This window comes from Pseudomonas sp. NPDC087336 (assembly GCF_044744285.1).
Classification (GTDB): Bacteria; Pseudomonadota; Gammaproteobacteria; order Pseudomonadales; family Pseudomonadaceae; genus Aquipseudomonas.
On sequence record NZ_JBIUYA010000039.1, the window covers coordinates 1 to 25830 of the forward strand.

A 25830-nucleotide genomic window follows, 5' to 3' on the forward strand; every position below is an offset into this window, starting at 1 on the left:
CACCTCCTCGATCAGAGACTGCAGATCCAAAGGAACTTCGCCCAGTTCCAGCACGTCATAACCTTTCGGCAACGACTGGGTATTCGCACCCTCCTTCACCACAGCGTAACTGCATTCGCTATGGATCGGCAGGGTGACCAGCTCAAGACAACGCTGGCAAACCATTTTGACTTCAGTGTCGATAAAGCTGTGAATGACCACAGATTTACGTTCATCTCGTTCAAAAACGAATTTAGCCTGCACCGTACCGACATTGTCGGAAAGCGGGTCGCAGAGTCTCTCCAAATCGGCCAGCAGCATTTCACCCTGGAGGGTGGTGCCACGATCAGCCAATTTGCGCGGGTCAACGTGAGGTGGAATCGGGTCATTCAACATAGGCGCAGCATTATAGGGATGCACCCGCCCATGTCAAAGGAAATTCAGCCCTGTCCGTCACTTGGAAGCCCCGCTAGAATTCGCGCCTGCCATTTGGAGTTGCGCATGCTGCCTTTATTACTCGCTTCAAGCTCCGTTTATCGCCGAGATTTGCTGGCCCGCCTGCAGTTGCCATTCAGCTGCAGTTCGCCGGACATCGACGAAAGCCATCGCCCTGGTGAATCCGCCATCGAGCTGGTCAAACGCCTCGCCGAAGAGAAAGCGCGCGCACTGGCCACCAGCCATACCGCTCATCTGATTATCGGCTCCGACCAGGTCGCGGTGCTTGGCGAGCGGATTATCGGCAAACCCCACACGTTCGAAAAAGCCCGCGAACAACTGCTGGCCGCAAGCGGCGCCAGCGTGACGTTCCTGACCGGACTGGCCCTGCTGAACAGCCAGACCGGCCACTGCCAGGTCGACTGCGTACCTTTCACGGTGCACATGCGCACCCTCGACAGCGAACGCATTGAGCGCTATCTACGCGCCGAACAACCCTTCGACTGCGCTGGCAGCTTCAAGGCCGAGGGATTGGGGGTGAGCCTGTTCCAGAGCACCGAGGGTCCTGATGCCACCAGCCTTGTCGGTCTGCCGCTGATTCGGCTGGTGGATATGTTGCTGGCCGAAGGCGTGCAAATCCCCTGACGTGAAAAAACCGGCCGCAGCCGGTTTTTTTTTGCGCCTAGTAAAAGTCAGCGCAGCGACGGACCGTTAAATCCCATCCACATCGCCAGATGCTCAGCCACGCTGGCGCCAAGCTTTTTCGAGAAGCGATCGAACGGCGATTCCTGAACAGTGAAATCCACCAGCTCTTTTTCGCCGATCACATCCCGCGCAACATAACTGGCGTTACCCAGGCCATCGACCAAACCTAGCGGCAACGCCTGCTCGCCGGACCAGACCAGCCCGGAGAACAGTTCCGGATGCTCCTTGTCCTTCAGGCGATCGCCACGGCCCTGCTTGACGCTGTTAATGAACTGTTTGTGCGTGGTATCGAGCACGCCCTGCCAGAACGCCGTTTCTTCAGGCTTCTGCGGCTGGAACGGATCGAGGAAGGATTTGTGCTCGCCCGAGGTATAGGTGCGACGCTCCACACCCAGCTTCTCCATGGTACCGACAAACCCGTACCCGGCCGCCGTCACCCCGATGGAGCCCACCAGGCTCGCCTTGTCGGCATAGATCTGGTCCGCCGCACTGGCAATGTAATACGCCCCGGAAGCGCCCAGATCGGAAATCACCGCGTAGAGCTTGGTGTCCGGGTGCAGGCCACGCAGACGACGGATCTCGTCATAGACATACCCTGACTGCACCGGACTGCCGCCCGGGCTGTTAATGCGCAGGATGACGCCCTTGACCTTTTCGTCTTCGAAGGCGGCTCGCAGGCTACCGACGATGTTGTCGGCACTGGCCGGCTCCTTGTCGGCGATCATGCCGGTGATGTCGATCAGCGCGGTGTAGTTGCCACTGCGGGTAGCGACCTTCTCCATGTCCATCAGTGGCGTGAACAGCGCCAACGCGACAAACAGGTACACGAAGGTCAGCAACTTGAAGAAAATCCCCCAGCGCCGGGAGCGACGCTGCTCCTGCACACCGGCCAGCAGGGTCTTTTCCAGCAGCTTCCAGCTTTTTTCGTCACCGCTCTCTGCGCTCGCCTTGGCGGGCGCTTTCCATTCGTCGGCCATGCCATCTACCCCAGCAATAACGTATTAGGCCCGCTGACTCAGCCAGGCATGCAATTGTGAAAAACGATCGATGGCCAGTCGTGGCTCGAACAGCTTCAGCGCTTCGATCGATTGCGCACCGTAGCTGACCGCCACCGAATCCATGCCGGCATTGCGTGCCATCTGCAAATCGAACGACGAGTCGCCCACCATCAGGGCCTGACTCGCAGGGACATCACAATGGGCAAGTATCTGCTCAAGCATCAACGGATGGGGCTTGCTGGCCGTCTCATCGGCGGCACGAGTGATATCGAAGTAATCTTCCCACCCGTGAGACTTCAGCACCCGGTCCAACCCGCGACGGGCCTTGCCCGTGGCCACGGCCAGATGATAACCCTCGGCACGAAACGCCTCGAGCGACTCGACCACACCCTCGAACAAGGGCGAAGGCTGCGCTTCCGAAGCGATGTAGTGGTCAGCGTAGTGCTGACGAAAGGCAATCAGCTCGGCATCGCCGATTTCGGGATACAGGGTACGAATCGCCTCCGGCAGTCCCAGGCCGATGATGCCCTTGACGGCAAAGTCATCGCACCGCTCAAACCCGGACCGCTGCGATGCCACGTGCATCGCCTCGACAATCCGACCAATGGAATCGGCCAACGTGCCATCCCAATCGAAGATCAGCAGCTTGTAATCAGATGGGTGCACTCAGGCGCTCCACGGTTTTAGCCCACATTTCGTCGACAGGCGCCTGCAATTTCAGTTCGCCACCATCGGGTAACGGCACCGTCAGCATGTAGGCATGCAGGAACAGGCGCTTGCCGCCCAGATCGCGAATTTCCTTGCTGAACCCTTCCTCGCCATACTTGCTGTCACCAGCGATGCAATGCCCGGCGTGCAAGGTATGCACACGGATCTGGTGAGTCCGGCCGGTAATCGGCTTGGCTTCGATCAGGGTGGCAAAGTCGCCGAAGCGGCGCAGGACCTTGAACACGGTCACCGACTCCTTGCCCTCCTCCTCATCGACCTCGACCATGCGCTCGCCGGAGCGCAGGTTGCTCTTGCCCAGCGGCGCGCGGACCTGCTTGATCGAGCTCGCCCAGTTACCGCGCACCAGCGCCATGTAGCGCTTGTCGACGCCATCACCGCGCAATGCGGTGTGCAAGTGGCGCAACATGCTGCGCTTCTTGGCGATCATCAACAGGCCGGAGGTATCACGGTCGAGACGGTGAACCAGTTCAAGCTCCTTGCAATCGGGGCGCAACTGACGAAAGGCTTCGATCACCCCGAAAGTCAGGCCGCTACCACCATGCACCGCAATGCCGGCGGGCTTGTTGATCACGATCAGGGCCTTGTCTTCGAAGACAATCGAGGCTTCCAGGCGCTGCAAGAGCCCCTGGGCCAGCGGTACCGGCTCGTCGCGCTCAGGCACGCGAACCGGCGGCACGCGCACGATATCGCCCGCCTGCAGCTTGTATTCGGGCTTGATCCGACCCTTGTTCACTCGCACTTCGCCTTTGCGCAAAATGCGGTAAATCAAGGTCTTGGGCACGCCTTTGAGCCGAGCGAGAAGGAAGTTATCAATACGTTGGCCGGCATATTCCGGCGAGACCTCAAGCAGTTGTACGCCTGGAGTCGGGGGGGTAGTCGTCGTCATGGCGCGGATGATAACAATTTTTTATGGAATTGAAGCACTTAATCATTGCTGCTATAGTCGCGAACGCCGCCAAAAGCGGCCTGGCCAGCGGACCAACGGTCAAAAACCGGCCCTGACCAACGCAATTCACCAGGACGCGAGGCCGTCCTACGGGGCTTTCGCTACGTAACGGTGGAGTTTGCAACTGTAACAAGCGCAGGTGACATGAGGCCTGAATCAAACCGCAAAGCAGAGTTTCCACTCGCTTTTCGAGCCAATATTCATGGCCAGTTCACAAAGTGCAGTCAGCTGCGGATGACCCCGAGCGAAAGGCTTCGGAAACAACGCCTAAATTAGCCATGATGCGTGACCTCCCCTTTCGGAGCTCACGGTAAATGCCAACCCGCTGCGGATTCTGCGCGCGGCAGCACCCGAATTATCAGGGATACGTGTAGGGTGGAGATGCACAACCGCTGGCCTGTGTAGCAATAGGCTTTATCAAGACGCTTCATCTCGTCCACAGCCGCCGGTTGATTCCTCCTCCTGACTGAGTGCTTAAGTAGCCACAGCAAGCAGGACGCGTACGTCGCGACAAAGGCCCACATTGGCCGGACATCGCTGGACACGGGAATGGCCAACCACTCCCGACGCACCTGACACCGACCATGAGAAGTCGTGTGTGCCGAACGCCGTTTCCGGCAGCCCGGAAACCGACGGTACTACATGAAAAGAATGCTGATTAACGCAACTCAACCCGAAGAGTTGCGTGTTGCACTGGTAGATGGCCAGCGCCTCTACGACCTGGACATCGAATCCGGTGCACGCGAGCAGAAGAAGGCCAACATCTATAAAGGCCGGATCACTCGCATCGAACCAAGCCTGGAGGCTGCCTTTGTCGATTTCGGCTCTGAGCGCCACGGCTTCCTGCCCCTCAAAGAAATTTCCCGCGAATACTTCAAGAAAACTCCTGAAGGCCGCGTCAACATCAAGGACGTCCTGAGCGAAGGCCAGGAAGTCATCGTCCAGGTCGAAAAAGAAGAGCGTGGCAACAAGGGCGCGGCCCTGACCACCTTCATCAGCCTGGCCGGTCGTTACCTGGTCCTGATGCCGAACAACCCGCGTGCCGGCGGTATTTCCCGTCGCATCGAAGGTGAAGAGCGCAACGAACTGCGTGAAGCGCTGAACGGTCTGGTCGCACCAGCCGACATGGGCCTGATCGTGCGCACTGCCGGCCTGGGCCGCAGCAGCGAAGAAATGCAGTGGGACCTCGACTACCTGCTGCAACTGTGGACCGCCATCAAAGAAGCCTCGCTGGACCGTTCCGCGCCTTTCCTGATCTACCAGGAAAGCAACGTGATCATCCGCGCGATCCGCGATTACCTGCGCCAGGACATCGGCGAAGTGCTGATCGACAGCGTTGAAGCCCAGGACGAAGCCCTGACCTTCATCCGCCAGGTGATGCCGCAGTACGCCAGCAAGATCAAGCTGTACGAAGACAGCGTGCCGCTGTTCAACCGCTTCCAGATCGAAAGCCAGATCGAAACCGCTTTCCAGCGCGTCGTCGAACTGCCTTCCGGCGGCTCCATCGTGATCGATCCGACCGAAGCCCTGGTGTCCATCGACATCAACTCGGCGCGCGCCACCAAAGGCAGCGACATCGAAGAAACCGCGCTGCAGACCAACCTTGAAGCCGCCGAAGAAATCGCCCGTCAGTTGCGCCTGCGCGACATCTGCGTACTGATCGTCATCGTATTCATCGACATGACCCCTGCCAAGAACCAGCGCGCCGTGGAAGAAAAAGTCCGCGAATGCCTGGAAGCCGACCGCGCTCGCGTGCAAGTCGGTCGCATCTCGCGCTTCGGCCTGCTGGAAATGTCCCGTCAGCGCCTGCGTCCATCCCTGGGCGAAAGCAGCGGCATCGTTTGCCCGCGTTGCAACGGCACCGGCATCATCCGTGACGTTGAATCGCTGTCCCTGGCGATCCTGCGCCTGATCGAAGAAGAAGCCCTGAAAGACCGTACCGCCGAAGTTCGTGCACAAGTGCCGATCCCGGTGGCCGCGTTCCTGCTCAACGAAAAACGTAACTCGATCACCAAGATCGAACTGCGCACCCGTGCTCGCATCGTCATCCTGCCGAACGATCACCTCGAAACGCCGCACTTCGAAGTGCAGCGCCTGCGTGATGACAGCCCGGAAGCGGCGATCAACCAGTCCAGCTACGAAATTGCTGCTGCCGCTGCCGAAGTCGAAGAAGTACAGCCAGCCGCCGCGACCCGCACCCTGGTTCGCCAGGAAGCCGCGGTCAAGACGGCTCCCGCCCGCGCCAACGCTCCGGTTCCGACCGAAGTCGTCGCCGCTCCGGTTGCCGCACCTGTAGCCGCTCCAGAGCCAAGCCTGTTCAAAGGCCTGGTGAAGTCGCTGGTCAGCCTGTTCGCCACCAAGGAAGAGCCAGTCGCTCCGGCCGTGGTTGAGAAACCGGCTGCCCCCGAGCGTCCAGCCCGTAGCAACGAAGAACGTCGCAACGGTCGCCAGCAGAGCCGCACCCGTACCGGTCGCCGCGATGAAGAGCGCAAACCTCGTGAAGAGCGCGCCCCCCGTGAGGAACGCGCCCCACGCGAACCGCGCGAAGAGCGCCAGCCACGCGAAGTACGCGAGCCGCGCGAAGCCCGCGAAGAAACTCCAGCCGTAGCTCGCGAAGAACGCGCACCACGCGCCCCTCGTGAAGAACGCGCACCGCGCGCTCCGCGCGAAGATCGCAAGCCACGTGGCGAGCGTGAAGAGCGTGTGCGTGAACTGCGTGAGCCGCTGGACGCCGTCGCTCCTGCCGCTGCTGCCGTCGCCGCCGCTACCACTGAAGAACGCCCGGCCCGCCCGCCACGCGAAGAACGCACTCCACGCCCACCGCGTGAAGAACGTCAACCACGTGCCGAACAAGCGGCTGCTGTGGCCGAAGAAGAGCTGACCAGCAACGAAGAGCAACTGCCGGAAGAGGGTCAGGAAGGCGCCGAAGGCGATCGTCCACGCCGCCGCTCCCGTGGCCAGCGTCGTCGCAGCAACCGTCGCGAGCGTCAGCGTGATGCCAACGGCAACGTGATCGAAGGTTCGGATGAGTCCGAAGCCGGCGATAGCAATGAAACGCCAAGCACTGCTGACCTGGCCGCCGGCCTGGCTGTTACCGCAGCCGTTGCCAGCAGCGTGATCAGCGCTCCGGCCGAAGCACAGGCCAACGAGCAAGCCGAACGCGCCACTGCCGCTACCCTGGAAACGGCTCCGGTCGAAGCGCCAGTCGTGGAAGCGACGACTCCGGTCGAAGCCACCGCTTCGCCGGAAATCGAAGTGGCAGCAGCGCCAGAAGTACAGCCAGTGTTTGAAGCTGCCGCTGAGCCAGCCGTAGTTGCAGAACCGGTTAGCGAAACCGTTTCCGAAACCGTGACTGAAACTGTTCGTGAAGTTCGCGAAGAGCAAACGGCGTTCAACTGGGTTGCCGAGCCAGCCGTAGCCGAAACCCCTGCTCCAGCGCCGGTCGCTGAAGCCGAAGTGGTTTCCGAGCCAGTGGTTGCCGCTGCCGAGCCTGCTCCAGTGGTTGAAGCGCCGGTGGTTGCCGAAGTGCCTGCTCCGGTGGTTGAAGCTCCGGTGGCTGCTCAAGCGCCTGCTCCGGTTGTTGAAGCCGCGCCTGTCAGCGCCCTGACGCCAAGCGGCCGCGCACCGAACGACCCACGTGAAGTGCGTCGCCGCAAGCGTGAAGAAGAGCGTCTGCAGAAGGAAGCCGAACTGGCGGCCGCTGCTGCTCAGGCTGAAGCAGTGGTTGCTGCCGAGCCAGCACCGGCTGATGAAGTCGCTGCCGAGCCGGCTGAGTCGGTGATTGCCGAAGCACCTCGTTCCGTTCAGGAAGCGGTTGAGCAACACGAGAAAGCCCAGGAAAAAGAGCACGAGCCTAAACCTCTCGTCTGATTCCCCAGGCTATGAAAAGCCCCGCCCGGTGATCCCGGGCGGGGCTTTTTTATGTCCGAAACAATCACACCGCCCCTCCCCCTGTAGGAGCGATTATTTGAAGTTCAGCTTTTCAGGCACATCCACATCCCACAACACACCCGGATCATCCACCCTCACTTCAACCACCCGCCCCTGGGCAAACAACGCCTTGGCGCCGCGATCGCCTGATAACACCATCAACCCCGGACCAAAACGGCGTCCAAAGCCCACCGGATGCCCATACTCACCCTCCTGTACCGGCACGCTGATGCTGTCATCGGCCATCTGAGCCACAACCTGTTCAATGCTCGACGGCAGGATGAACGGCATGTCCCCCAGCAGCATCAGCCAACCATCAAGTTGCGCGCACGCCGCCACCCCGGCCGCAATGCTGTCGCCCATCCCGGTCGATTCGATCGGGACAACCTCGCAGCCATAGGCCTTGGCCATGCGACTCACTTGCGGTCGATCGGCCGTGGTCACCAAAAAGCGCTTATCCAACGTGGAAGGCAGATTCACCAGGACGTGTTCGATGACGGATCGAACCGCGCCATCACGCCCCATGCAATCAGCCAGCAGCTTGTCCTTGTCCTCGCCCGCGACCTGTCGAAACCGACTGCCCTGCCCCGCCGCCAGCACGATCACCCCGATGGACTCACTCATACACCCTCCCGCAGGGGTTTCTTCTGCTTGAGCTCGACGCCGTTCTTGATTGCGACGATTTCGGCCATCAGCGACAAGGCGATTTCCGCCGGGCTATGGCTGCCTATGTGCAAGCCGACCGGGCCGTGCAGCCGTTCGATGGCCTGTTGCGACAGGCCGAGCTGGGCCAGATTGTCCCGGCGCTTTTGGCTGTTGACCCGCGAACCGAGTGCGCCGACATAAAAAGCCCGGGAGTCGAGCGCTGTCAGCAGGGCCATGTCATCCAGGCGGGGGTCGTGAGTCAGCGCCACGATGGCCGTGCGCTCGTCAGTCTGGATGTTCACCACCGCCTCATCGGGCATGCCCGAGACGAATCGGCCGTGCTGCTCCTCCCAGCCGTAGACGAACTCGCTGCGCGGATCGCATATCAGTACTTCGAAATCCAGCAGACGCGCCATCTCTGCGACATACCGGGACAACTGCCCGGCGCCGATCAACAACAAGCGCCAACGCGGACCATAAATGGCCCGCAGGACCTGGCCATCGAAAGCCAGCACATCGGTCTTGGCGGCGGGCTGCAAAATGACAACACCGGTGGCGATATCCAGCGAACGCGCGACGATTTCATGGGCTTCGCAACGCGCCAGCAACTCGGCAACCCACCCTGGGTCGCCAACGCGCTCCTCGGTCAAACGCAAGGTGCCGCCGCAGGGTAAACCGAAGCGGGCGGCCTCCTCACGAGTCACGCCGTAGGTGATCAGTTGCACCGGCGGCCCGTCGGCCGCAATGCGACCGTCATGCAAGCGGGCAATCAGATCGTCCTCGACACAGCCGCCGGACACCGAGCCAATCACCACGCCGTCCCCGCGCAACGCCAGCATGGCGCCAGGCGCCCGGGGCGCGGTGCCCCAAGTCTGCACGACGCTGTACAACATCACCCGCTGGCCTGCGCGGCGCCATTCCAGCACGCTGCGCAGGACATTCAGATCGGCACTGTCCATCACGCCTCGACCTTCTGCCAACCCTGCAATTGATAACGGATCGGCAGGCTGCGGATACGCTTGCCGGTGGCGGCGAAGATCGCGTTGCACAGCGCCGGCGCAATCGGCGGCACACCCGGCTCGCCCACACCGCCCAACGGTACGTTGCCCGGCGGCGTGACCAGGTGCACCACCACTTCCTTGGGCGCCAGGGACATGCGCGCCACTTCGTACATGTGGAAGTTGTCCTGCTGGACCTTGCCATCCTTGAAGCTGATTTCGCCCAACACCGCGTTGCCCAGGCCCATGACGCAGGCGCCCTCGAACTGCGCGCGAATCCGCTCGGGGTTGATCTGCGGCCCGCAATCCACGGCGATGTCGGCTTTGTGCACGATCAAGGTGCCATCGTCCTTGACTTCGACTTCGATCACCGCCGCCACGTAGGTCACGAAGCTGTAGTGCACCGCTAGGCCCAGGCCTCGGCCCTTGGGCAACTCGCGCCCCCAACCGGCAGCCTTGGCGGCGGTTTCCAGTACCGTACGCAGGCGAGCGGTGTCGATCGGATAACGCTCGGGCGATTCACCGTAGTTCCATTCTTCACTCAAGGTGCGCGGATCGATCTGACGGTCCGGGCCGAGCAATCTGACCTGGTACTTGAGCGGGTCCTCCCCGGCCTTGTGCGCCAGTTCATCGATGAAGCTCTGGATCGCAAAACCGTGGGGGATGTTCGATACCGAGCGGTACCAGCCAACCCGCGTGTGGACGGTGGCCTCGGGGTTTTCCAGGCGAATGTTGGGAATCGCGTAGGCCATGTTGGTGAAGCCCATGCCCAGCTCGAAGGCAGCCTCGTGGTTCATGCCAGGCGCGAACAACGCGGTGATGCTCGGCGCCACCGTGCGGTGCAGCCAGCCGGAGGGCAAGCCGTCCTTGTTCAGGCTGGCCTTGAGGTATTCGGCCGACACGGTGTGAAAATAGGAACAGTGAATATCGTCTTCACGGGTCCATTGCACCCGCACCGCCTTGCCGGGGAACTCCTTGGCCAGGATGGCCGCTTCGATGATGAAGTCGGGTTTGGACTTGCGCCCGAAGCCTCCTCCCAGCAACGTCACGTTGAAGGTGACTTTATCGAATGGCACGCCCAGGCGTTCGCCGATGCGCTCGCGGGTGACCTGCGGCGCCTGGCTTGGCCCCCAGGCCTGGCACACACCGTCCTTGTAGCGAGCGATGGCGACCATCGGCTCCATTGGCGATTGTGACAGGTGCGGCAAATAGTAGGAGGCTTCCAGGGTGTTCACGGCATTGGCCAGGGCGTCGTCGATGTTGCCGGTATTGCGTACCACTTTGCCGGGCTTGAGCGAGGCGGCCTCCAGCTCCTTGCGGTAGGCGATCGAGTCGTAGCTGGCGTTGGGGCCGTCGTCCCATTCGATTTTCAAGGCCTCGCGCCCCTTGATCGCCGCCCAGGTGTTGTTGGCCACTACCGCGATGCCACCCAGGGGTTGGAATTCAGAGGGCAAGGGACGGCTTTCGATCTGGATGACCTTGACCACCCCCGGCACTTTCATCGCCGCGCTGCCATCGAAGCTCTTGACCTTGCCGCCGTACACCGCGGGCCGGGCAATGGTGGCGTACAGCATGCCATCGAAATGCACGTCTGCGCCGTACACCGCGCGACCGTTGACGATGTCGTCGCCATCGATGGCCCGGGTGCCTTCCTTGCCGATGTAGCGAAACTCCGAGGGCTGCTTGAGTCGCAGGCTGTCCCGGGCAGGCACCGCCAGGGCGCTGGCAGCAGCGGCCAGGGCGCCATACTCCAGTTCGCGACCGGAAGGCTTATGGATGACTTTATGCAACTGCGCACGACATTCGCCGACCGGCACTTTCCATTGGTCGGCGGCGGCCTGTTCCAGCATGGTCCGGGCGGCGGCGCCACAGCGGCGCATCGGCTCGTACCAGTGCCGCATGCTGCGCGAACCGTCGGTATCCTGGTTGCCGAACCGTACTTCATCGCCCGGCGCCTGTTGCACCTTGACCCGCGCCCAATCGGCTTCCAGCTCGTCGGCCACCACCATGGCCAGGCTGGTCCGTACGCCTTGGCCCATTTCGGAACGGTTACAGACCACCGTCACCGAGCCATCAGTGGCAATGCTCACATAAACCTTGGGATCGTCGATCCAGCCATTGGGCATGCCGTCGGCACCGAACTTTTTCTGTGCCTCTTCGGCAAGCGCGTCTTGCCAGCCCCAACTCGCGGCGACCACCAGCGCACTGGCGGCCCCCACGCCCTTGAGGAAGCCCCGCCGACTGAGGTTGCTCAGGGCGAAATCATTCGCTGACCGGCTCATGCCTTGGCCTCCTTCAGGTGAGTGGATGCCTGGCGGATGGCGCTCTTGATGCGGTTATAGGTGCCGCAACGGCAGATGTTGCCGACCATCGCCTCTTCGATCTGCTCGTCGCTGGGGTCGGGATTGGTCTTGAGCAGCGCCGTGGCAGACATGATCTGCCCACCCTGGCAGTAACCGCATTGGGCCACGGCCGTATCGAGCCAGGCCTGCTGCACGACTTTGCCAACCGGGTCGGCGTGCAGGTTGTCGATGGTGGTGACGTTCTGGCCGACGACCGAGCCAATCGGCGTGATGCAACTGCGCACCGGTGCACCTTCGATATGAATCGTGCAGGCGCCGCAAAGGCCCATGCCACAGCCAAACTTGGTGCCGTTGTAACCGGCCACGTCGCGAATCGCCCAGAGCAAGGGCATATCCTCGGTGACATCGAGTGGATGGTCTTGACCGTTGAGTTTCAGGGTAATCATGGGCACGCCCGCATAGTGCTTGAGTTATGGGGTCGAGCAATCTGCCGTTGGATCTTTGGTGGGTCACGCAGATCGGCTCAGGCTAATGGGCTCTTTTGTGCGAACGGACACGTCTGCACCGGGCCTTTGGTGGAGCAAATGCTTGCATCGTCAGCAGACCGGATTAAGCCTGCATTAACAAAAAAGCCCTGCACAACTTGAGTTATGCAGGGCTTTGGCAATCCGTCATGAAAGCTTAGCTCAATACCGATTGGGCTCCATTTCCAGGTCGACATGGAAACGCTCTGAAATGTCTTTCTGGATGCGCTGTGCCAGGTCCAGCAGTTGCAACCCTGTCGCATTGCCGTAATTGACCAGCACCAGTGCCTGCATTTTGTGCACGCCTGCATCGGCATCGCGAAAGCCTTTCCACCCTGCCCGCTCGATCAACCAACCAGCAGCCAGCTTCATCTGCCCGTCGGGTTGTGCGTAGGCCACCAGGTCCGGGTATTGACCCTTGATCTGTGCGACCAGCGCCGCGGGCACCAGAGGGTTCTTGAAAAAGCTGCCAGCATTGCCGAGCACCGCCGGATCCGGAAGTTTCTCGTTGCGAATGCTGCAAATGGCCTGGCTGACGTCCGTGGCCGTGGGATGATCGATGCCCTGCTCGGTCAGGCGCTGACGCACAGGACCGTACTCCAGATGCAGGTGCGCGGTGCGATCGAGGATGAAACGCACGCGCAGGATCAACCAGCGACCAGGCGCCTGCTTGAACACGCTGTCGCGGTAAGCGAAGTTGCATTCTTGCAGGCTGAAGTCGCGCAGTTCACCACTCTGGCGATCCAGGGCGGTCAGACCGGCGAACACATCCTTGATCTCCACGCCATACGCGCCGATGTTCTGCATGGGTGCCGCGCCAACGGTGCCGGGAATCAGGCTGAGGTTTTCCAGTCCCGACAAGCCCTGCAAAAGGGTGTGCTGCACGAACGGGTGCCAGGGTTCGCCCGCCTCGGCCTCGATCACGACTTTGCTGCCATCGTCGCTGATCACGCGTATTCCACGGGTGGCCATGCGCAGCACCAGTGATTCGATATCGGCCGTCAGAAGCAAGTTGCTACCACCGCCGATCACCAGCAAGGGCACCTGGTGTTCCCGCGCATAGTCCAGGGCCTCACGCACATCGGCGTCGTTGTGGGCCTCGGCAAACAGGCGGGCCTGGACATCCACGCCAAAGCTGTTGAACGGCTTGAGCGAAACCCGTGATCGCAGTTGCAAACTCATAACCGTTCCTTCAGTTCGATCACCAACAGGTCACTGGCGCGTTCGATCAAGTCCAGCACATGTTCAAAGCCATGTTCACTGTCGTTGTACGGGTCCGGGACTTCATCGATCTCCGAGGAGTAGCGACGCAGGAACAGGTCCAGCTCCGCCTTGCTCTTGGCTGGTTGCAAATTCATGAGGTTGCGCAGGTTGCTGTTGTCCATCGCCAGGATCAGGTCGTACGTAGCGAAATCGGCGCGGGTGACCTGCTGGGCGCGCTGGGCGGACAAATCATAACCACGCCGCTGGGCCGCCGCCTGGCTGCGCTTGTCCGGTGCACTGCCCACGTGCCAGTCGCCAGTACCGGCGGAGGCTACTTCGACTTGATCGGCCAGCCCCGCTTCGCGCAACTTATGCCGCAGAACGCCTTCGGCCGTGGGTGAACGGCAGATATTGCCCAGGCAGACAAACAAAACCCGCATCAGGCCTCCAGCAGGCGACGAACGCGCTCAAGGTCTTCAACGGTATCGACGCCGGCAGGCGGCGCGATCAGTGCATCGGCGACGTGGATCCGTACCCCGTGCCACAAGGCGCGCAGCTGCTCCAGGCACTCGGTGTTCTCCAGCCAGCACGGGCCCCAGCTGACGAAGTCATGCAGGAAACCGGCGCGGTAGGCATAGATGCCGATATGGCGGCGATACGGCACACCTTCGGGCATTTGCTCCAGGCTCTTGGCGAACGTGTCCCGCGCCCATGGCAACGTGGCGCGACTGAAGGTCAGTGCCAGGCCATTGAGATCGCTGACGACCTTGACCACGTTGGTGTTGAACAGGCTCTCCAGGTCTTCGATCGGCTCGGCCAGCGTGGCCATGCGCGCTTCGGTGTGGGCAGCCAGGTTGACGGCCACCTGGTCAATGACACTCGGTGGTATCAACGGCTCGTCACCCTGGACGTTGACCACGATCGCGTCTGTTGCCAGGCCCAGCTTCGCCGCGACTTCAGCCAGGCGATCGGTTCCGGAGTTGTGGTCTTCGCGAGTCATCACCACTTCGGCACCAAAACCTTCACAGGCCTGGGCGATGCGCGCATCGTCCGTGGCAACCACCACGCGCTCTGCGCTACTTTTGCACGCCTGTTCCCAAACGTGCTGGATCATCGGTTTGCCAGCGATAGACAGCAGCGGCTTGCCCGGCAGGCGGGTGGAGGCGTAGCGCGCAGGAATAACAACGGTAAAGGCTGTAGTCATTTATCCAGGCGCTCGTCGGTGGTCAAGGTACGGGCTTCGGTTTCGAGCATCACCGGGATGCCGTCGCGAATCGGGTACGCAAGGCCAGCGCCCTTGCTGATCAGCTCGGTCTTGTCGGCGCTGAGCTTGAGCGGACCTTTGCAGACCGGGCAAGCGAGGATATCGAGCAATTTGGTGTCCATGATCATTCCCTGGATAGAAACGGAGTTAAGGCAAAAGACGCGCCGGCAACAGGCGCATCAACTGGGTATCGAACCAGGCCGTGAAGGCTGGCGACGGCACAGCGTCGACCGCCAGGTACCACCAGTCGGCGGCGGCGAAGGCACGGCACTTCACCGCATCCTTTTCGGTCATCACCAATGGCAATGACGGGTTGAAATTCAAGGCCTGCACACTGTATTCGGCGTGGTCGGCGAACGCATGCGGGACTGGCTGCCAGTGTAGCGTTTCGAGGGTCTTGAAGAAACGTTGCGGGTTACCGATCCCGGCCACCGCATGCAGCGCCTGGCCCGCGGGAAAGTGATCGAGCGGGCGTCGTTCGCCGCTTTGCAGGTTGACCAGTGCCGTCGGTTGCAACTGGAAAGCAAAGCCGTCGCCGCTGTCCGCCGTGGCGCCGTTGTAGAGGACCGCGTCGACACTTTGCAGACGCTCGACCGGTTCACGCAGAGGCCCGGCCGGCAAGCAGCGGCGGTTGCCCAATCCGCGGGCAGCGTCGATCAGGACCAGCTCCAGGTCCCGGGCCAGGCGGTAATGCTGCATGCCATCATCGGACAGGATCAGGTCCAGCGGCTCACTGGCCAGCAGGGCTTTGACCGCGCGACTGCGATCCGGATCGATCATCAAGGGCACGCCGGTACGCTGCACGATCAACAGCGGCTCATCGCCGGCAATGTCGGCGCTTTGCTGCGCCTCGACCCGCCACGGCAATTGCGCAGGCTTTGCACCGTAACCCCGGCTGACCACGCCGACCCGCAAACCACTACGTTGACAGTGCTGGATCATCCACAGGATCAGCGGTGTCTTGCCGGTGCCACCGACGGTGATGTTGCCCACCACGATCAGCGGAACCGGTGGCTGATAGATATCACCCTCGCCGGCCAGAAAGCGCTTGCGCTTGTTGTTGACCACGCAGCGGTACAACCACTCCAGCGGCTGTAACAGTTTCAGGGCCGGATGACCCCGGTACCACGCAGCGAGCAAGCGATCGGACATGGCTATCAGGGCGCGGGCGGCGCCGCCTCGACTGTGGTCATGCGCAAATGGCTGAAGCCGAGCTTGCCGGCAGCGTCCATGGCGGTGATGACCGACTGATGCTGGGACTTTGCGTCGGCGCTGATGGACAGCGGCCGACTGGTGTCGCCGTTGGATTGTTTCTGCAGGGCATCCATCAGCGTCGCCAGGTCGCTTTTGGGCAATACCTGGTTGTTCACCGAAAACAAGCCATCGGCACTGATCGCGATATCCAGTTGCCGGGTCTGGTCATCGGAAGGCGCACCGCTGACCGCTTCGGGTAGATCGACGCGCAACTGGGTTTCACGGGTGAACGTGGTGGTCACGACGAAAAACAGCAGCAGGATAAACACCACGTCGATCAGCGACGCGAGGTTGATGTCTACATTCTCCCGTTGCTTGCGGCGGAATTTCACGCTTTGCCCCCCGCCAGGTCCACGTCACGATCACCCTGTACGACTTCGACCAGCTTGATCGCCTCCTGCTCCATGCCGACTACCAGTTCATCGATCCGGCGTTGCAGGAAGCGGTGGAAGAATACCGACGGGATACCGACCATCAACCCGGCGGCCGTGGTGATCAGCGCCTTGGAGATACCCCCGGCCAGCACCGCGGCGTTGGTGGCCATGCCCGTGCCCATGAACGCACTGAAAATGTCGATCATGCCCAGCACCGTCCCCAGCAGCCCGAGCAACGGAGCCATGGCGGCGATGGTGCCGAGGGCATTGATGTAGCGTTCCAGCTCGTGGATGACCCGCGCGGCGGCCTCTTCGATACACTCCTTCATGATCTCGCGACCATGCCGGGAGTTCGCCAGGCCAGCGGCCAGGATCTCACCCAAGGGCGAGTTGGCGCGCAGCTCCTTGAGCTTTTCCTTGTTGAGTTGCTTGTCCTTGATCCAGACCCAGACCTGCCCGAGCAAGTGCTCCGGGGTCACGCGACTGGCCCGCAGGGTCCACAGGCGTTCGGCAACGATTGCCATTGCCGCGATGGAACTCAGGATGATCGGCAGCATCATCCAGCCGCCGGATTTGACCAATTCCCACACAGTGACAGTCCCCTCGAAAAAGTGCGCCACTCTAACATAGGGGGTGGGCGCACCGAAGACTGTGATGTCGCATCCGGTCGGCCATTGATAACCCCGGGTTATTTGCCCGAGGGTGGCGGATCGCGCCAGAAGCGCCGTTCTTGACGCATCGAGCGCGGTGCTTCGAAACGCCCCAGTTGCAGATGAACGGCGCCTTGCTCGGCACTGTCGTAGATCACCATCGCACGATTGCGATAGCGTTCGATCACTACCGCATGAGGATGGCCGAACGAGTTGCCCTGGCCACGGGAGATCAGTGCCGCCTTGGGCTGCAAGACGTTGAGCAGCGCCCTCGAAGACGAACTGCGACTACCGTGGTGTGGCGACTGCAACCAATCGGTAGGCACGGCCAATGCGCTGTCGAGCAACGCACGCTCGGCGTGGGTGTCGATGTCACCGCTGAGCAACAATCGCTCGCCATTGGCTTCGATCTGCAACACGCAGGAGTTCTGGTTGCTGTCCCTGGCCTGGGGCCAGTGCCACAGTTGAAAGTTCACCCCATCCCAGGTCCATTGCCGGCCACTCTCACAGCCCTCGGCCTGCAACTCGCCAGGCAGGTCGGCAGGTTCGCCACTGAGCACCCGTTTGACCGGCAAGCCGTTGGCCACTGCCCGGGCACCACCGGCGTGATCGGCATGGGCATGGCTGATCAACATCAGGTCGACCGCCTTCACACCCAGTTTCCGTAATGCCGGCAGTACCACCCGCTCACCCTGGTCAAGACCCCGCAAACGCGGACCGGCGTCATACAGCAGAGTGTGATGGCGAGTGCGCACCATGATCGCCAGCCCTTGCCCCACATCCAGTTGCCAGACCTCGGCAATGCCTTCGGGCAGCATCGGCCGCGGAGGAAAAACCAGTAACAGCAGTAAAGGCCAGCCTAACGGTCTTATCGGCACGCCGCGCGGCAGCAGCAACAAAAAGGCGCCCAGTGTGCCGATGCCCCAGCCCCATAGCGGGATGGCCGCGGGCAACCACGCAGGAACCTTGCCGGCGACCAATGCCAGCCCGGTGAACAGCCAATCGATCAAGCCGCCCGCCAGCCACAGCAGCCACTCACCAATGTAGGGCACCGGAAGCAATAGTGTCCCGAGCAATGCAGGGGGTAGCACCACCAGGCTGATCCAGGGCACCGCCAGCAGATTGACCAGTGGCCCGCTGAGGCTGATCGGCAACCCCAGGACCAGCAAGAATGGGCCAAGTCCGATAGCGATCAACCATTGGGCACGGGTCCAGGTTTGCCACCATGGCCAAGGCCCCAAGCGCCCACCGAACGTGAAGATCAACACCGCCACCGCCGCGAAGGACAGCCAGAAACCCGGTTGCAGACTCGCCAACGGGTCCATCAGCAAGACGCCATTGAGCGCCAGCAACAACGGCCACCAGGCACCCAGGTGGCGAAAACGCAGGCGCCATAGCAGCACCAATCCGATCATCAGGCAGGCTCGGCGAACCGGCACTTCGAAGCCTGCCAGCAGCCCATAGCCAAGGGCGGCCACGAAAGCCAGGCCGCAGGCCCAAGGCAACCACGGCAGACGACCTGGCCACAAGCCGTAACGGGCAAGCCCGGCGATCACCAGATAAACCAGCCCCGCCAACAAGCCGACGTGTTGCCCGGAAATCACCAGCAGGTGCACGGTGCCGGTGTCTTGCAACACCTGCCAGTCTTCGCGACTGAGTCCCGCGCCGTCTCCCAGTATCAACGCCACCAGCACGCCAGTCCGGTCTTGGGCGTCCACGGCCTGCAGCCTCTGGCGGATACCGTCGCGCCAGGCCCACCGGGCGGGTGCAAGTCGCTCCCCGGCCTTGACGGTCCCGGTCGCACCGATGCGTTGCGCCAACAGCCAGGCCTCATAGTCGAAGGCATGCGGATTGAGCAACCCCATGGGTCGCTTCAGCTTGACCGCCAGCCGCCAGCGTTCGCCGCTGTTGACCGGCGGGCCGTCGTACCAGGCCAGCCGCAAGTGTCGCGGCAGGACAGTGCGTCGCGACTGACTGTCGGTCAGTTCGAAACGCACCACACCCTCGCCATTCTGTGGCAACCCGCTGACCCGCCCTTCGACCCAACGCGTTTCCCCGTCGAGGGCCGGCGACAGCCGATCATCCAGGGCCCACTGGGCATGAAGGCACGCCCAACTCAAGCCGAACAGGAAAAACGCCGCTGGATACGTCCGGAACGGCAGCAACATCAAACCCATGATCGGCATCAACAACCACAACCAGACCGGCGGTAAGACCGGTAAAAAACGCAAGGCCAGCAGGCCCAACGCCAGCGCCATCATCCCTGTGCGCATAAGCCCGTCCTTGAGAGTCCCGTCCCTAGGCATAGCCGGCCTGGCGCACGTCCGTCGTTAACAATTGTCACAAAGTCTGAATGGGCGCCTCATAGAATCCAGACATACTTGCCGCCTTGATCGACCGAGAAGCCTTATGCCCCGGCGCTTATTCAAACGCTACATGCCAGACCCGACCAGCATCAGGGAACACAAGTCCTTACGCTTTCTCGGCACCCTGCTGCATGACCCGAACCTGTGGCACCTCAATCGCCATTCCGTCGCCCGGGGCATGGCAGTAGGCCTGTTCGCGGCATTCCTGCCGATTCCGTTGCAGATGCTGGTCGCCGCGGTTCTCGCGATCATCGTGCGCGGCAACATGCCGATTGCGGTCAGCCTGGTCTGGCTGACCAACCCGATCACCATGCCGGCCGTGTTCTTCTGCACCTATCAGACCGGCGCCTGGCTGATGGATGTTCCTGCTCGCCATCTGCCCGATGAGTTGACCTGGGAATGGATCAGCGCTCAGCTCTCGACCTTGTGGCAGCCGTTTTTGCTGGGGTCGGTGGTGGTGGGCCTGGTGCTTGGGGCGTTGGCTTATTGCCTGGTGATGCTGTACTGGCGTTGGTGGGTTGCGCGGCAGTGGCGACGGCGCAAGCAGCGGCGGCGGCGGATGTGAGAATGCAAAACGGCGCCATTGGCGCCGTTTTGATTTGGAATGCGGCTCCTACAGAGGAACGCGTTCACCTGGAAATCAGGTACGCATCCCGCGCCCACTCACCAGTAACCGCGCACAACCGATGTACAGCACGATCGTCGCCACCACCATGAACGTAATCGCAATGCTGATCCGGATATCCGAAACACCGAGAATGCCGTAACGGAAGGCATTGACCATGTGCAGCACCGGGTTGGCCAGGGACACGGTCTGCCAGAACGGCGGCAGCAACGAGATCGAGTAGAACACCCCGCCCAGGTAGGTCAAGGGCGTCAGCACAAATGTCGGGATGATCGAGATGTCATCGAAGTTGCGCGCAAACACGGCGTTGATGAAGCCCAGCAACGAGAAAATGGTCGCCGTCAGCACCACCACCAGAATGGTCACACCCAGGTGATGCACCTGCAAATCGGTAAAGAACAGCGACAACAGCGTCACGATGATCCCGACCATCAAACCGCGCAGCACACCACCGAGGGTGTAGCCGATCAGAATGGTGTGCGGCGACACCGGCGACACCATCAGTTCTTCGATGGAGCGCTGGAATTTGCTGCCGAAGAAACTCGACACCACGTTGCCGTAGGAGTTGGTGATCACCGACATCATGATCAGCCCCGGCACGATGTACTCCATATAGGTGAAGCCACCCATGTCGCCGATTTGCCGGCCGATCAGATTGCCGAAAATCACGAAGTACAGAACCATGGTGATCGCTGGCGGCAGCAGGGTCTGTGGCCAGATCCGGGTAAAGCGCCGGACCTCACGGTAAACGATGGTGTTGAGGGCTACGAGGTTGGGCTGCAGCTCGGAACTCATACCGCCACCTTCGACAGATTTTTCTCCACCAGGGACACGAACAACTCCTCGAGGCGATTGGTTTTGTTACGCAGGCTCAGCACTTCGATGTTCTGCTGCGCCAACTGAGTGAACAGCGCAGTGATGCCCATGCTTTTGTCCACCTGGACTTCCAGGGTGTGACCATCGAGCAAGCGTGACGGATAGCCGATCAACTGTGGTGGCGCGCTCACACTGCTCTTCAGATCCAGCAGGAAAGTCTCGACGTGCAGCTGGCCGAGCAACTGCTTCATGCTGGTGTTCTCGACGATGGTGCCGTGGTCGATGATGCCGATGTTGCGGCACAACTGCTCAGCCTCTTCCAGATAGTGCGTGGTGAGGATGATGGTGATGCCTTTCTTGTTCAGCTCGGTGAGGAAGGTCCACATCGAACGACGCAGCTCGATGTCCACCCCGGCAGTCGGTTCGTCGAGGATCAACAGGCGCGGTTCGTGAACCAGCGCCCGGGCGATCATCAGGCGACGCTTCATGCCACCGGACAGCGAACGCGACGGCACATCGCGCTTGTCCCACAGGCCGAGCTGGGTCAGGTACTGCTCGGCGCGTTCCTTGGCGACTTTCGACGGGATGCCGTAGTAACCGGCCTGGGTCACGACGATGTCGAAGGTCTTTTCGAACTGGTTGAAGTTGAACTCCTGGGGTACCACGCCGATGGAGCGCTTGAGCGCCGCCGGGTTCTTGTCCAGGTCATGACCGAAGATATTCACCGTGCCGCTGGTCTTGTTCACCAGGGTCGAGAGAATGCCGATGGTCGTGGACTTGCCGGCGCCGTTGGGGCCGAGCAAGGCGAAGAAGTCACCTTCGGCGACATCCAGATCGATACCACTCAAGGCCTGGAAACCGTTGCCGTAGGTTTTGGTTAGCTGCCGTATGGACAGAGCGGAACTCATATCGGATTACGCACCAAGAAGGGAAGAAAGGGACAGATATGGGCGGGCGGCGAGCAATGCAACCGCGGCGCATCAGTGCAATGGTGCTTGTCGCCGCCCCACAAGTACAGTCAAGTGTGTCGATAGTGAGTATTAAGTCAACGCGGTCATGACCGCCTTGCGATACGCCGGACGCTGTTTCAACCGTGCGTACCAGGCCTCCAGGCGGGGCAGCGACGAACGCTCGATCGGCATCTCGAACCAGGCATAAATGAAACTGCCCAAGGGAATGTCGCCCATGCCGATCTCGTCACCGGACAGGTATGGCCTGGTCGCCAACGCCTGGTCAGCCATCGCCAGCAGCGCTTCGCATTCCTTGATCGCCGCCTTGATCGCGGGCCAGTCCTGTTGATCGGCCGGGGTGCGCAACACGCCCCAGAACACCGTGCGGAACGGTCCTGCAAAACTCGACGTGGTCCAGTCCATCCACTTCTCGGCGCTGGCCCGCGCTTGCAGGTCTGCCGGATACCATGGGGTATTCGGCGCATGCCTGGCCATCAGATAACGGACGATGGCGTTGGACTCCCACAACACGAATCCATCCTCTTCAATCACTGGCACGCGGCCATTGGGGTTCATGGCGCGGTACTCGGGCGTATCGACGACACCAAAGGCACCGCCCGCATCGATGGCCTCATAGGCCAGGCCCAGTTCCTCGGCGGCCCACAATGGTTTTCTGACATTCGATGAATTTTTCCGACCCCAGATCTTCAGCATGTCCGCCTCTCGATTGATGAATGCGCAGGCAGCATACGCCGGATCAGGCGCGACTCAAATCGCTCTGCATGTCTCCCAGCAGCGGCGCAAGATGCTCGCCGAACAGGTGTGGATAACACTTTTCAAGGTGTTCGAAGAAGAACTTTTCCGGCACGTCGGTGAACTGGCCGTGGTCGATCAGGTACTCCATCAGTTTCTCGCCGTCACGATTGAAGGGATGAAAAACACTGTCGTTGATCCCGTCGAATTCCAGCGGCGCCACATTGAACAGGTCGCACAAGCCCTGGTTGAACGCAGGGGTGGCCTTGACCCAACGCCCCTTCAGATAAAGCTCGGTGTAGCCGTGCATCGCGAACACGTCGCTCTTGAGCAACTTGAGCAAGCGCGGGGTCGACAGATGATTGCGAACGTCCGCCAGGCCGATGCGTGCAGCAATCGCGCAATGCCTTGCTGCCCCTGCCAGCAAGGTGGCCTTGGGCACGCAATAACTTTCCCCGGTCGCCAGCGCATAACTGCCACGCAAAGTCTGTGGATCGCGGCTGAAGGTATACGGGTTGTAGCGCACCGCCTCGCGCACGGCGTAATAGAGATGGATCGCCTGCTCGAGCGGGTCGCGACTGGTACCGCGATGTTTTTCGGCGAACTCCACCACTGAGGGGTGGTCACTATCGATGAAGCGGCCGGGGCTCAGGTACTCGTGCATGCGGGCAATCTCCAGGGCAAGTCCCGAGTCTAGCGAGAGGTTCAGCACAGAGATAACGACGTTTCGGCCAAACATGGGCGCTTTGCCGCCCGCTCAATGAACGTTTTTCACGGTCTGTCGTACCTAGGGCCTACACAATCATCCAGGGTTTCCCACGATTTCAGTCACCTCGCTCTGACCACCCCGTTTCGCGGATGCCGTCTAAGCTCTGTGGGTTGGTTCGCCCTGGGTTCACGGAGGATTAAATATGCTGCTGTTGTGGATACTGGTTCTGGTTGTCGGGATAGCTTATTTAGCCCACCGTCGTATCGCGCCGCTGCCTGCCCTGGGCATCGTGGCTGTCTATCTGTTGGCAATGGGCGCGTTCAGCCGCGCACCGGGCTGGCTGCTGTTGATTTTCTGGGTACTGACCGCCGCCGTGGCGGCCCCCCTGCTGTTGCCTGATCTGCGCCGCAAATTCTTCAGCGCACCGATGTTCAACTGGTTCCAGAAAACCCTGCCGCCGATGTCGGAAACCGAACGTGACGCCATCGAAGCCGGCACCGTGTGGTGGGACGGCGAGCTGTTCAGCGGTCGCCCGGACTGGAACAAACTGCTGTCCTACCCCAAAGCGCAACTGAGCGAAGAAGAACAGGCCTTCATCGACGGCCCGACCGAAGAACTCTGCGCCATGGTCAGCGACTGGCAGCTGGGTCAAACCATGGACTTGCCGGCCGAGGCCTGGACGTACATCAAGGACAACGGCTTCTTTGCCCTGATCATTCCCAAGGAGTTTGGCGGCAAGGGTTTCTCGGCCTACGCCCACTCGCAAGTAGCGATGAAACTGGCCAGCCACAGCGGCGATCTCGCCTCCACCGTGATGGTCCCCAATTCCCTTGGCCCGGCCGAGCTGTTGCTGCACTACGGCACTGACGAACAACGCAACCACTACCTGCCGCGCCTGGCGCGCGGCGACGAAATCCCCTGCTTTGCACTGACAGGTCCCCTGGCCGGCTCGGACGCGGGCGGCATGCCCGACACCGGGGTGATCTGCAAAGGCGAATGGGAAGGCAAGGAAACCCTCGGCCTGCGCCTGAACTGGGAAAAGCGCTACATCACTCTGGGCCCGGTGGCCACCCTGCTCGGCCTGGCCTTCAAGGCCTATGACCCGGACCACCTGCTGGGAGAAGAGGAAGACCTGGGTATCAGCCTGGCGCTGATTCCAACCGATCTCCCCGGTGTGGAAATCGGCCGTCGCCACCTGCCCCTGGGCGCGGCGTTCATGAACGGGCCGAACTCCGGCAAGGACGTGTTCGTGCCGCTGGAGTTCCTGATCGGTGGCCAGGACATGCTCGGCAAGGGCTGGATGATGCTGATGAATTGCCTGTCCGTCGGACGGTCGATTTCCCTGCCGGCGGTGGGCACCGGCATGGCCAAGTTCACCAGCCTGGTGACCGGCCAGTACGCGCAGATTCGCGAGCAGTTCAACGTGCCGATTGCCGCTTTCGAAGGCATTCAGGAAGCCATGGCGCGCATCGGCGGCAACGCCTGGATGATGGACGCCGCGCGGATGCTGACCGCCAACGCGGTGGACCTCGGCGAAAAACCGTCGGTGCTGTCGGCGATTCTCAAGTACCACCTCACCGAGCGTGGCCGCGAGTGCATCAGCCAGGCGATGGATGTGCACGGCGGCAAGGCGATCATCATGGGGCCGAACAACTACCTGGGACGCAAATGGAACGGCGCTCCGATCTTCATTACCGTGGAAGGCGCGAACATTCTTTCGCGTAACCTGATGATCTTCGGCCAGGGCGCGATTCGATGCCACCCTTTCGTGCTCAAGGAAATGGCCCTGGCCACTCGGGAGGACAAGGACCAGGCACTCACCGAGTTCGATGGCCTGCTGCTCAAGCACATTGGGTTTGCCGTGGGCAACGCCGCCAGCACGCTGGTGCTGAACCTGGGTTTCGGGCACCTGGAGCACGTGCCGGGCGACAAGCTCAGCCAGGGTTATTTCCGCGCGTTGAACCGTCAGGCGGCCGCATTCGCCCTGCTCGCCGACCTCAGCATGATGCTGCTCGGCGGCGAACTGAAACGACGCGAACGCCTGTCGGCACGCCTGGGTGATGTGCTGAGCAACCTGTATCTGGCCAGCGCCGCGCTCAAGCGCTACAACGACCTCGACTCGCCGCAATACATGAAACCGCTGTTTACCTGGGCCATGGAGGAAAGCCTCGGTCACGCTGAGCGGGCCATGGATGAACTGCTGAACAACTTTCCGAACAAGGCGCTGGCCTGCCTGTTGCGGGTGATCGTGTTCCCGTTCGGGCGCCGCCACAAAGGGCCGTCGGACAAACTCGGCGCCGAAGTCGCGGCAGTGATTGGCCGCGCCAAGGGTGATCCAGCCCTGGAGGAAGTGCTGCTGGGTTGCTACCGCCCGCAATCGGCCGAAGACCCGGTTGGCGTCCTGCAGCACACCTGCAGTCTGTTGGGCGCTGCACAACCCCTGCGCAAGAAACTGCATGTGGCGCTCAAGAGCGGTCAGCTCAAACCGGTTGCCGGGGAAAATGTCATCGATACGGCACTGGAAGCCGGCGTGTTGCAACCGATGGAAGCCCACACGCTACGCGAGGCCGAAGTGGCGCGACGCAAAGTGATCGATGTCGATGCTTTCGATAAAGAGGAAATAGCACTGACCGATGGCAAGGTGCGCTGATCCATCCAGCGCTCCATCATGGGA

The 25830-nt window shown here is 61.4% G+C and carries 24 protein-coding genes; 4 read left to right on the forward strand and 20 right to left on the reverse strand.

Annotated features, from left to right (window positions below; genetic code table 11):
- The coding region (locus tag ACIO0C_RS27435; RefSeq protein WP_401316996.1) for a metal-binding protein at positions 1 to 375 on the reverse strand (375 nt) is incomplete at its 3' end.
- 105 nt (positions 376 to 480) lie between these two features.
- On the opposite strand from ACIO0C_RS27435, the gene ACIO0C_RS27440 reads away from it, so the two are divergent.
- Complete coding sequence (locus ACIO0C_RS27440) at positions 481 to 1059, forward strand: Maf family protein (RefSeq protein WP_401316998.1); 579 nt, start codon at positions 481 to 483, stop codon at positions 1057 to 1059.
- 47 nt (positions 1060 to 1106) lie between these two features.
- Here the strand turns inward: ACIO0C_RS27440 and ACIO0C_RS27445 are convergent, their stop codons facing one another.
- From ACIO0C_RS27445 to rluC, 3 genes are read right to left on the reverse strand one after another with little or no spacing between them, the layout of a single operon-like run.
- Complete coding sequence (locus ACIO0C_RS27445) at positions 1107 to 2096, reverse strand: S49 family peptidase (protein ID WP_401317001.1); 990 nt, start codon at positions 2094 to 2096, stop codon at positions 1107 to 1109.
- 24 nt (positions 2097 to 2120) lie between these two features.
- Positions 2121 to 2783, reverse strand: coding sequence for an HAD-IA family hydrolase (locus ACIO0C_RS27450; protein ID WP_401317002.1), 663 nt, complete (start codon positions 2781 to 2783; stop codon positions 2121 to 2123).
- Positions 2770 to 3732, reverse strand: a complete 963-nt coding sequence (rluC, locus tag ACIO0C_RS27455; RefSeq protein WP_401317004.1) for a 23S rRNA pseudouridine(955/2504/2580) synthase RluC — start codon at positions 3730 to 3732, stop codon at positions 2770 to 2772. The genes ACIO0C_RS27450 and rluC overlap by 14 nt, the downstream gene beginning before the upstream one ends.
- 702 nt (positions 3733 to 4434) lie before the next feature.
- On the opposite strand from rluC, the gene rne reads away from it, so the two are divergent.
- Complete coding sequence (rne, locus tag ACIO0C_RS27460) at positions 4435 to 7662, forward strand: ribonuclease E (RefSeq protein ID WP_401317006.1); 3228 nt, start codon at positions 4435 to 4437, stop codon at positions 7660 to 7662.
- A 93-nt stretch (positions 7663 to 7755) separates the two neighbouring features.
- Here the strand turns inward: rne and ACIO0C_RS27465 are convergent, their stop codons facing one another.
- The 12 genes from ACIO0C_RS27465 to ACIO0C_RS27520 form a co-directional block, all read right to left on the reverse strand.
- Positions 7756 to 8346, reverse strand: coding sequence for an NTP transferase domain-containing protein (locus ACIO0C_RS27465; protein WP_401317009.1), 591 nt, complete (start codon positions 8344 to 8346; stop codon positions 7756 to 7758).
- Positions 8343 to 9326, reverse strand: coding sequence for an XdhC family protein (locus ACIO0C_RS27470; RefSeq protein ID WP_401317012.1), 984 nt, complete (start codon positions 9324 to 9326; stop codon positions 8343 to 8345). Before ACIO0C_RS27470 ends, ACIO0C_RS27465 begins: the two co-directional genes overlap by 4 nt.
- Positions 9326 to 11647, reverse strand: a complete 2322-nt coding sequence (locus ACIO0C_RS27475; protein ID WP_401317015.1) for a molybdopterin cofactor-binding domain-containing protein — start codon at positions 11645 to 11647, stop codon at positions 9326 to 9328. Before ACIO0C_RS27475 ends, ACIO0C_RS27470 begins: the two co-directional genes overlap by 1 nt.
- Positions 11644 to 12114, reverse strand: coding sequence for a (2Fe-2S)-binding protein (locus ACIO0C_RS27480; RefSeq protein ID WP_401317017.1), 471 nt, complete (start codon positions 12112 to 12114; stop codon positions 11644 to 11646). The genes ACIO0C_RS27475 and ACIO0C_RS27480 overlap by 4 nt, the downstream gene beginning before the upstream one ends.
- Before the next feature lie 240 nt (positions 12115 to 12354).
- Positions 12355 to 13374 (reverse strand): UDP-N-acetylmuramate dehydrogenase, encoded by a 1020-nt coding sequence (gene murB, locus ACIO0C_RS27485; RefSeq protein WP_401317020.1) that lies wholly within the window; start codon positions 13372 to 13374, stop codon positions 12355 to 12357.
- Positions 13371 to 13835, reverse strand: coding sequence for a low molecular weight protein-tyrosine-phosphatase (locus ACIO0C_RS27490; RefSeq protein ID WP_401317021.1), 465 nt, complete (start codon positions 13833 to 13835; stop codon positions 13371 to 13373). Before ACIO0C_RS27490 ends, murB begins: the two co-directional genes overlap by 4 nt.
- Positions 13835 to 14599 carry a 3-deoxy-manno-octulosonate cytidylyltransferase gene (kdsB, locus tag ACIO0C_RS27495; protein WP_401317024.1) on the reverse strand — a complete coding sequence of 255 codons (765 nt, stop codon included), beginning with the start codon at positions 14597 to 14599 and terminating at the stop codon, positions 13835 to 13837. Before kdsB ends, ACIO0C_RS27490 begins: the two co-directional genes overlap by 1 nt.
- Positions 14596 to 14781 (reverse strand): Trm112 family protein, encoded by a 186-nt coding sequence (locus tag ACIO0C_RS27500; RefSeq protein ID WP_007945752.1) that lies wholly within the window; start codon positions 14779 to 14781, stop codon positions 14596 to 14598. Before ACIO0C_RS27500 ends, kdsB begins: the two co-directional genes overlap by 4 nt.
- Positions 14782 to 14806: 25 nt before the next feature.
- Positions 14807 to 15817 carry a tetraacyldisaccharide 4'-kinase gene (gene lpxK / locus ACIO0C_RS27505; protein ID WP_401317085.1) on the reverse strand — a complete coding sequence of 337 codons (1011 nt, stop codon included), beginning with the start codon at positions 15815 to 15817 and terminating at the stop codon, positions 14807 to 14809.
- On the reverse strand, positions 15817 to 16245 hold the full coding sequence (locus ACIO0C_RS27510; protein WP_401317027.1) for an ExbD/TolR family protein: 429 nt from the start codon (positions 16243 to 16245) through the stop codon (positions 15817 to 15819). The genes lpxK and ACIO0C_RS27510 overlap by 1 nt, the downstream gene beginning before the upstream one ends.
- Entirely contained in the window at positions 16242 to 16877 is a 636-nt protein-coding gene (locus ACIO0C_RS27515) for a MotA/TolQ/ExbB proton channel family protein (protein WP_046817689.1), read from the reverse strand. The genes ACIO0C_RS27510 and ACIO0C_RS27515 overlap by 4 nt, the downstream gene beginning before the upstream one ends.
- Before the next feature lie 98 nt (positions 16878 to 16975).
- Positions 16976 to 19210 (reverse strand): DNA internalization-related competence protein ComEC/Rec2, encoded by a 2235-nt coding sequence (locus ACIO0C_RS27520; protein ID WP_401317030.1) that lies wholly within the window; start codon positions 19208 to 19210, stop codon positions 16976 to 16978.
- Positions 19211 to 19346: 136 nt separating this feature from the next.
- Here ACIO0C_RS27520 and ACIO0C_RS27525 point away from each other — a divergent pair, with 136 nt between their 5' ends.
- Positions 19347 to 19868 carry a DUF2062 domain-containing protein gene (locus ACIO0C_RS27525; RefSeq protein ID WP_401317031.1) on the forward strand — a complete coding sequence of 174 codons (522 nt, stop codon included), beginning with the start codon at positions 19347 to 19349 and terminating at the stop codon, positions 19866 to 19868.
- A gap of 75 nt (positions 19869 to 19943) precedes the next feature.
- On the opposite strand, the gene ACIO0C_RS27530 is transcribed toward ACIO0C_RS27525, so the two are convergent.
- From ACIO0C_RS27530 to ACIO0C_RS27545, 4 genes are all read right to left on the reverse strand, one after another.
- Positions 19944 to 20723 (reverse strand): ABC transporter permease, encoded by a 780-nt coding sequence (locus ACIO0C_RS27530; protein ID WP_020799677.1) that lies wholly within the window; start codon positions 20721 to 20723, stop codon positions 19944 to 19946.
- The gene (locus ACIO0C_RS27535) at positions 20720 to 21652 is read right to left on the reverse strand and encodes an ABC transporter ATP-binding protein (RefSeq protein WP_401317035.1); all 933 of its coding nucleotides are present in this window, start codon (positions 21650 to 21652) and stop codon (positions 20720 to 20722) included. Before ACIO0C_RS27535 ends, ACIO0C_RS27530 begins: the two co-directional genes overlap by 4 nt.
- A 132-nt stretch (positions 21653 to 21784) precedes the next feature.
- Positions 21785 to 22408, reverse strand: coding sequence for a glutathione S-transferase family protein (locus tag ACIO0C_RS27540; RefSeq protein ID WP_401317037.1), 624 nt, complete (start codon positions 22406 to 22408; stop codon positions 21785 to 21787).
- A gap of 43 nt (positions 22409 to 22451) precedes the next feature.
- Positions 22452 to 23111, reverse strand: a complete 660-nt coding sequence (locus tag ACIO0C_RS27545; RefSeq protein WP_401317040.1) for a transglutaminase family protein — start codon at positions 23109 to 23111, stop codon at positions 22452 to 22454.
- A gap of 247 nt (positions 23112 to 23358) precedes the next feature.
- Between ACIO0C_RS27545 and ACIO0C_RS27550 the strand changes: the two genes are divergently transcribed.
- Positions 23359 to 25806, forward strand: coding sequence for an acyl-CoA dehydrogenase (locus tag ACIO0C_RS27550; protein ID WP_401317043.1), 2448 nt, complete (start codon positions 23359 to 23361; stop codon positions 25804 to 25806).
- The last annotated feature ends 24 nt before the right edge of the window (positions 25807 to 25830 follow it).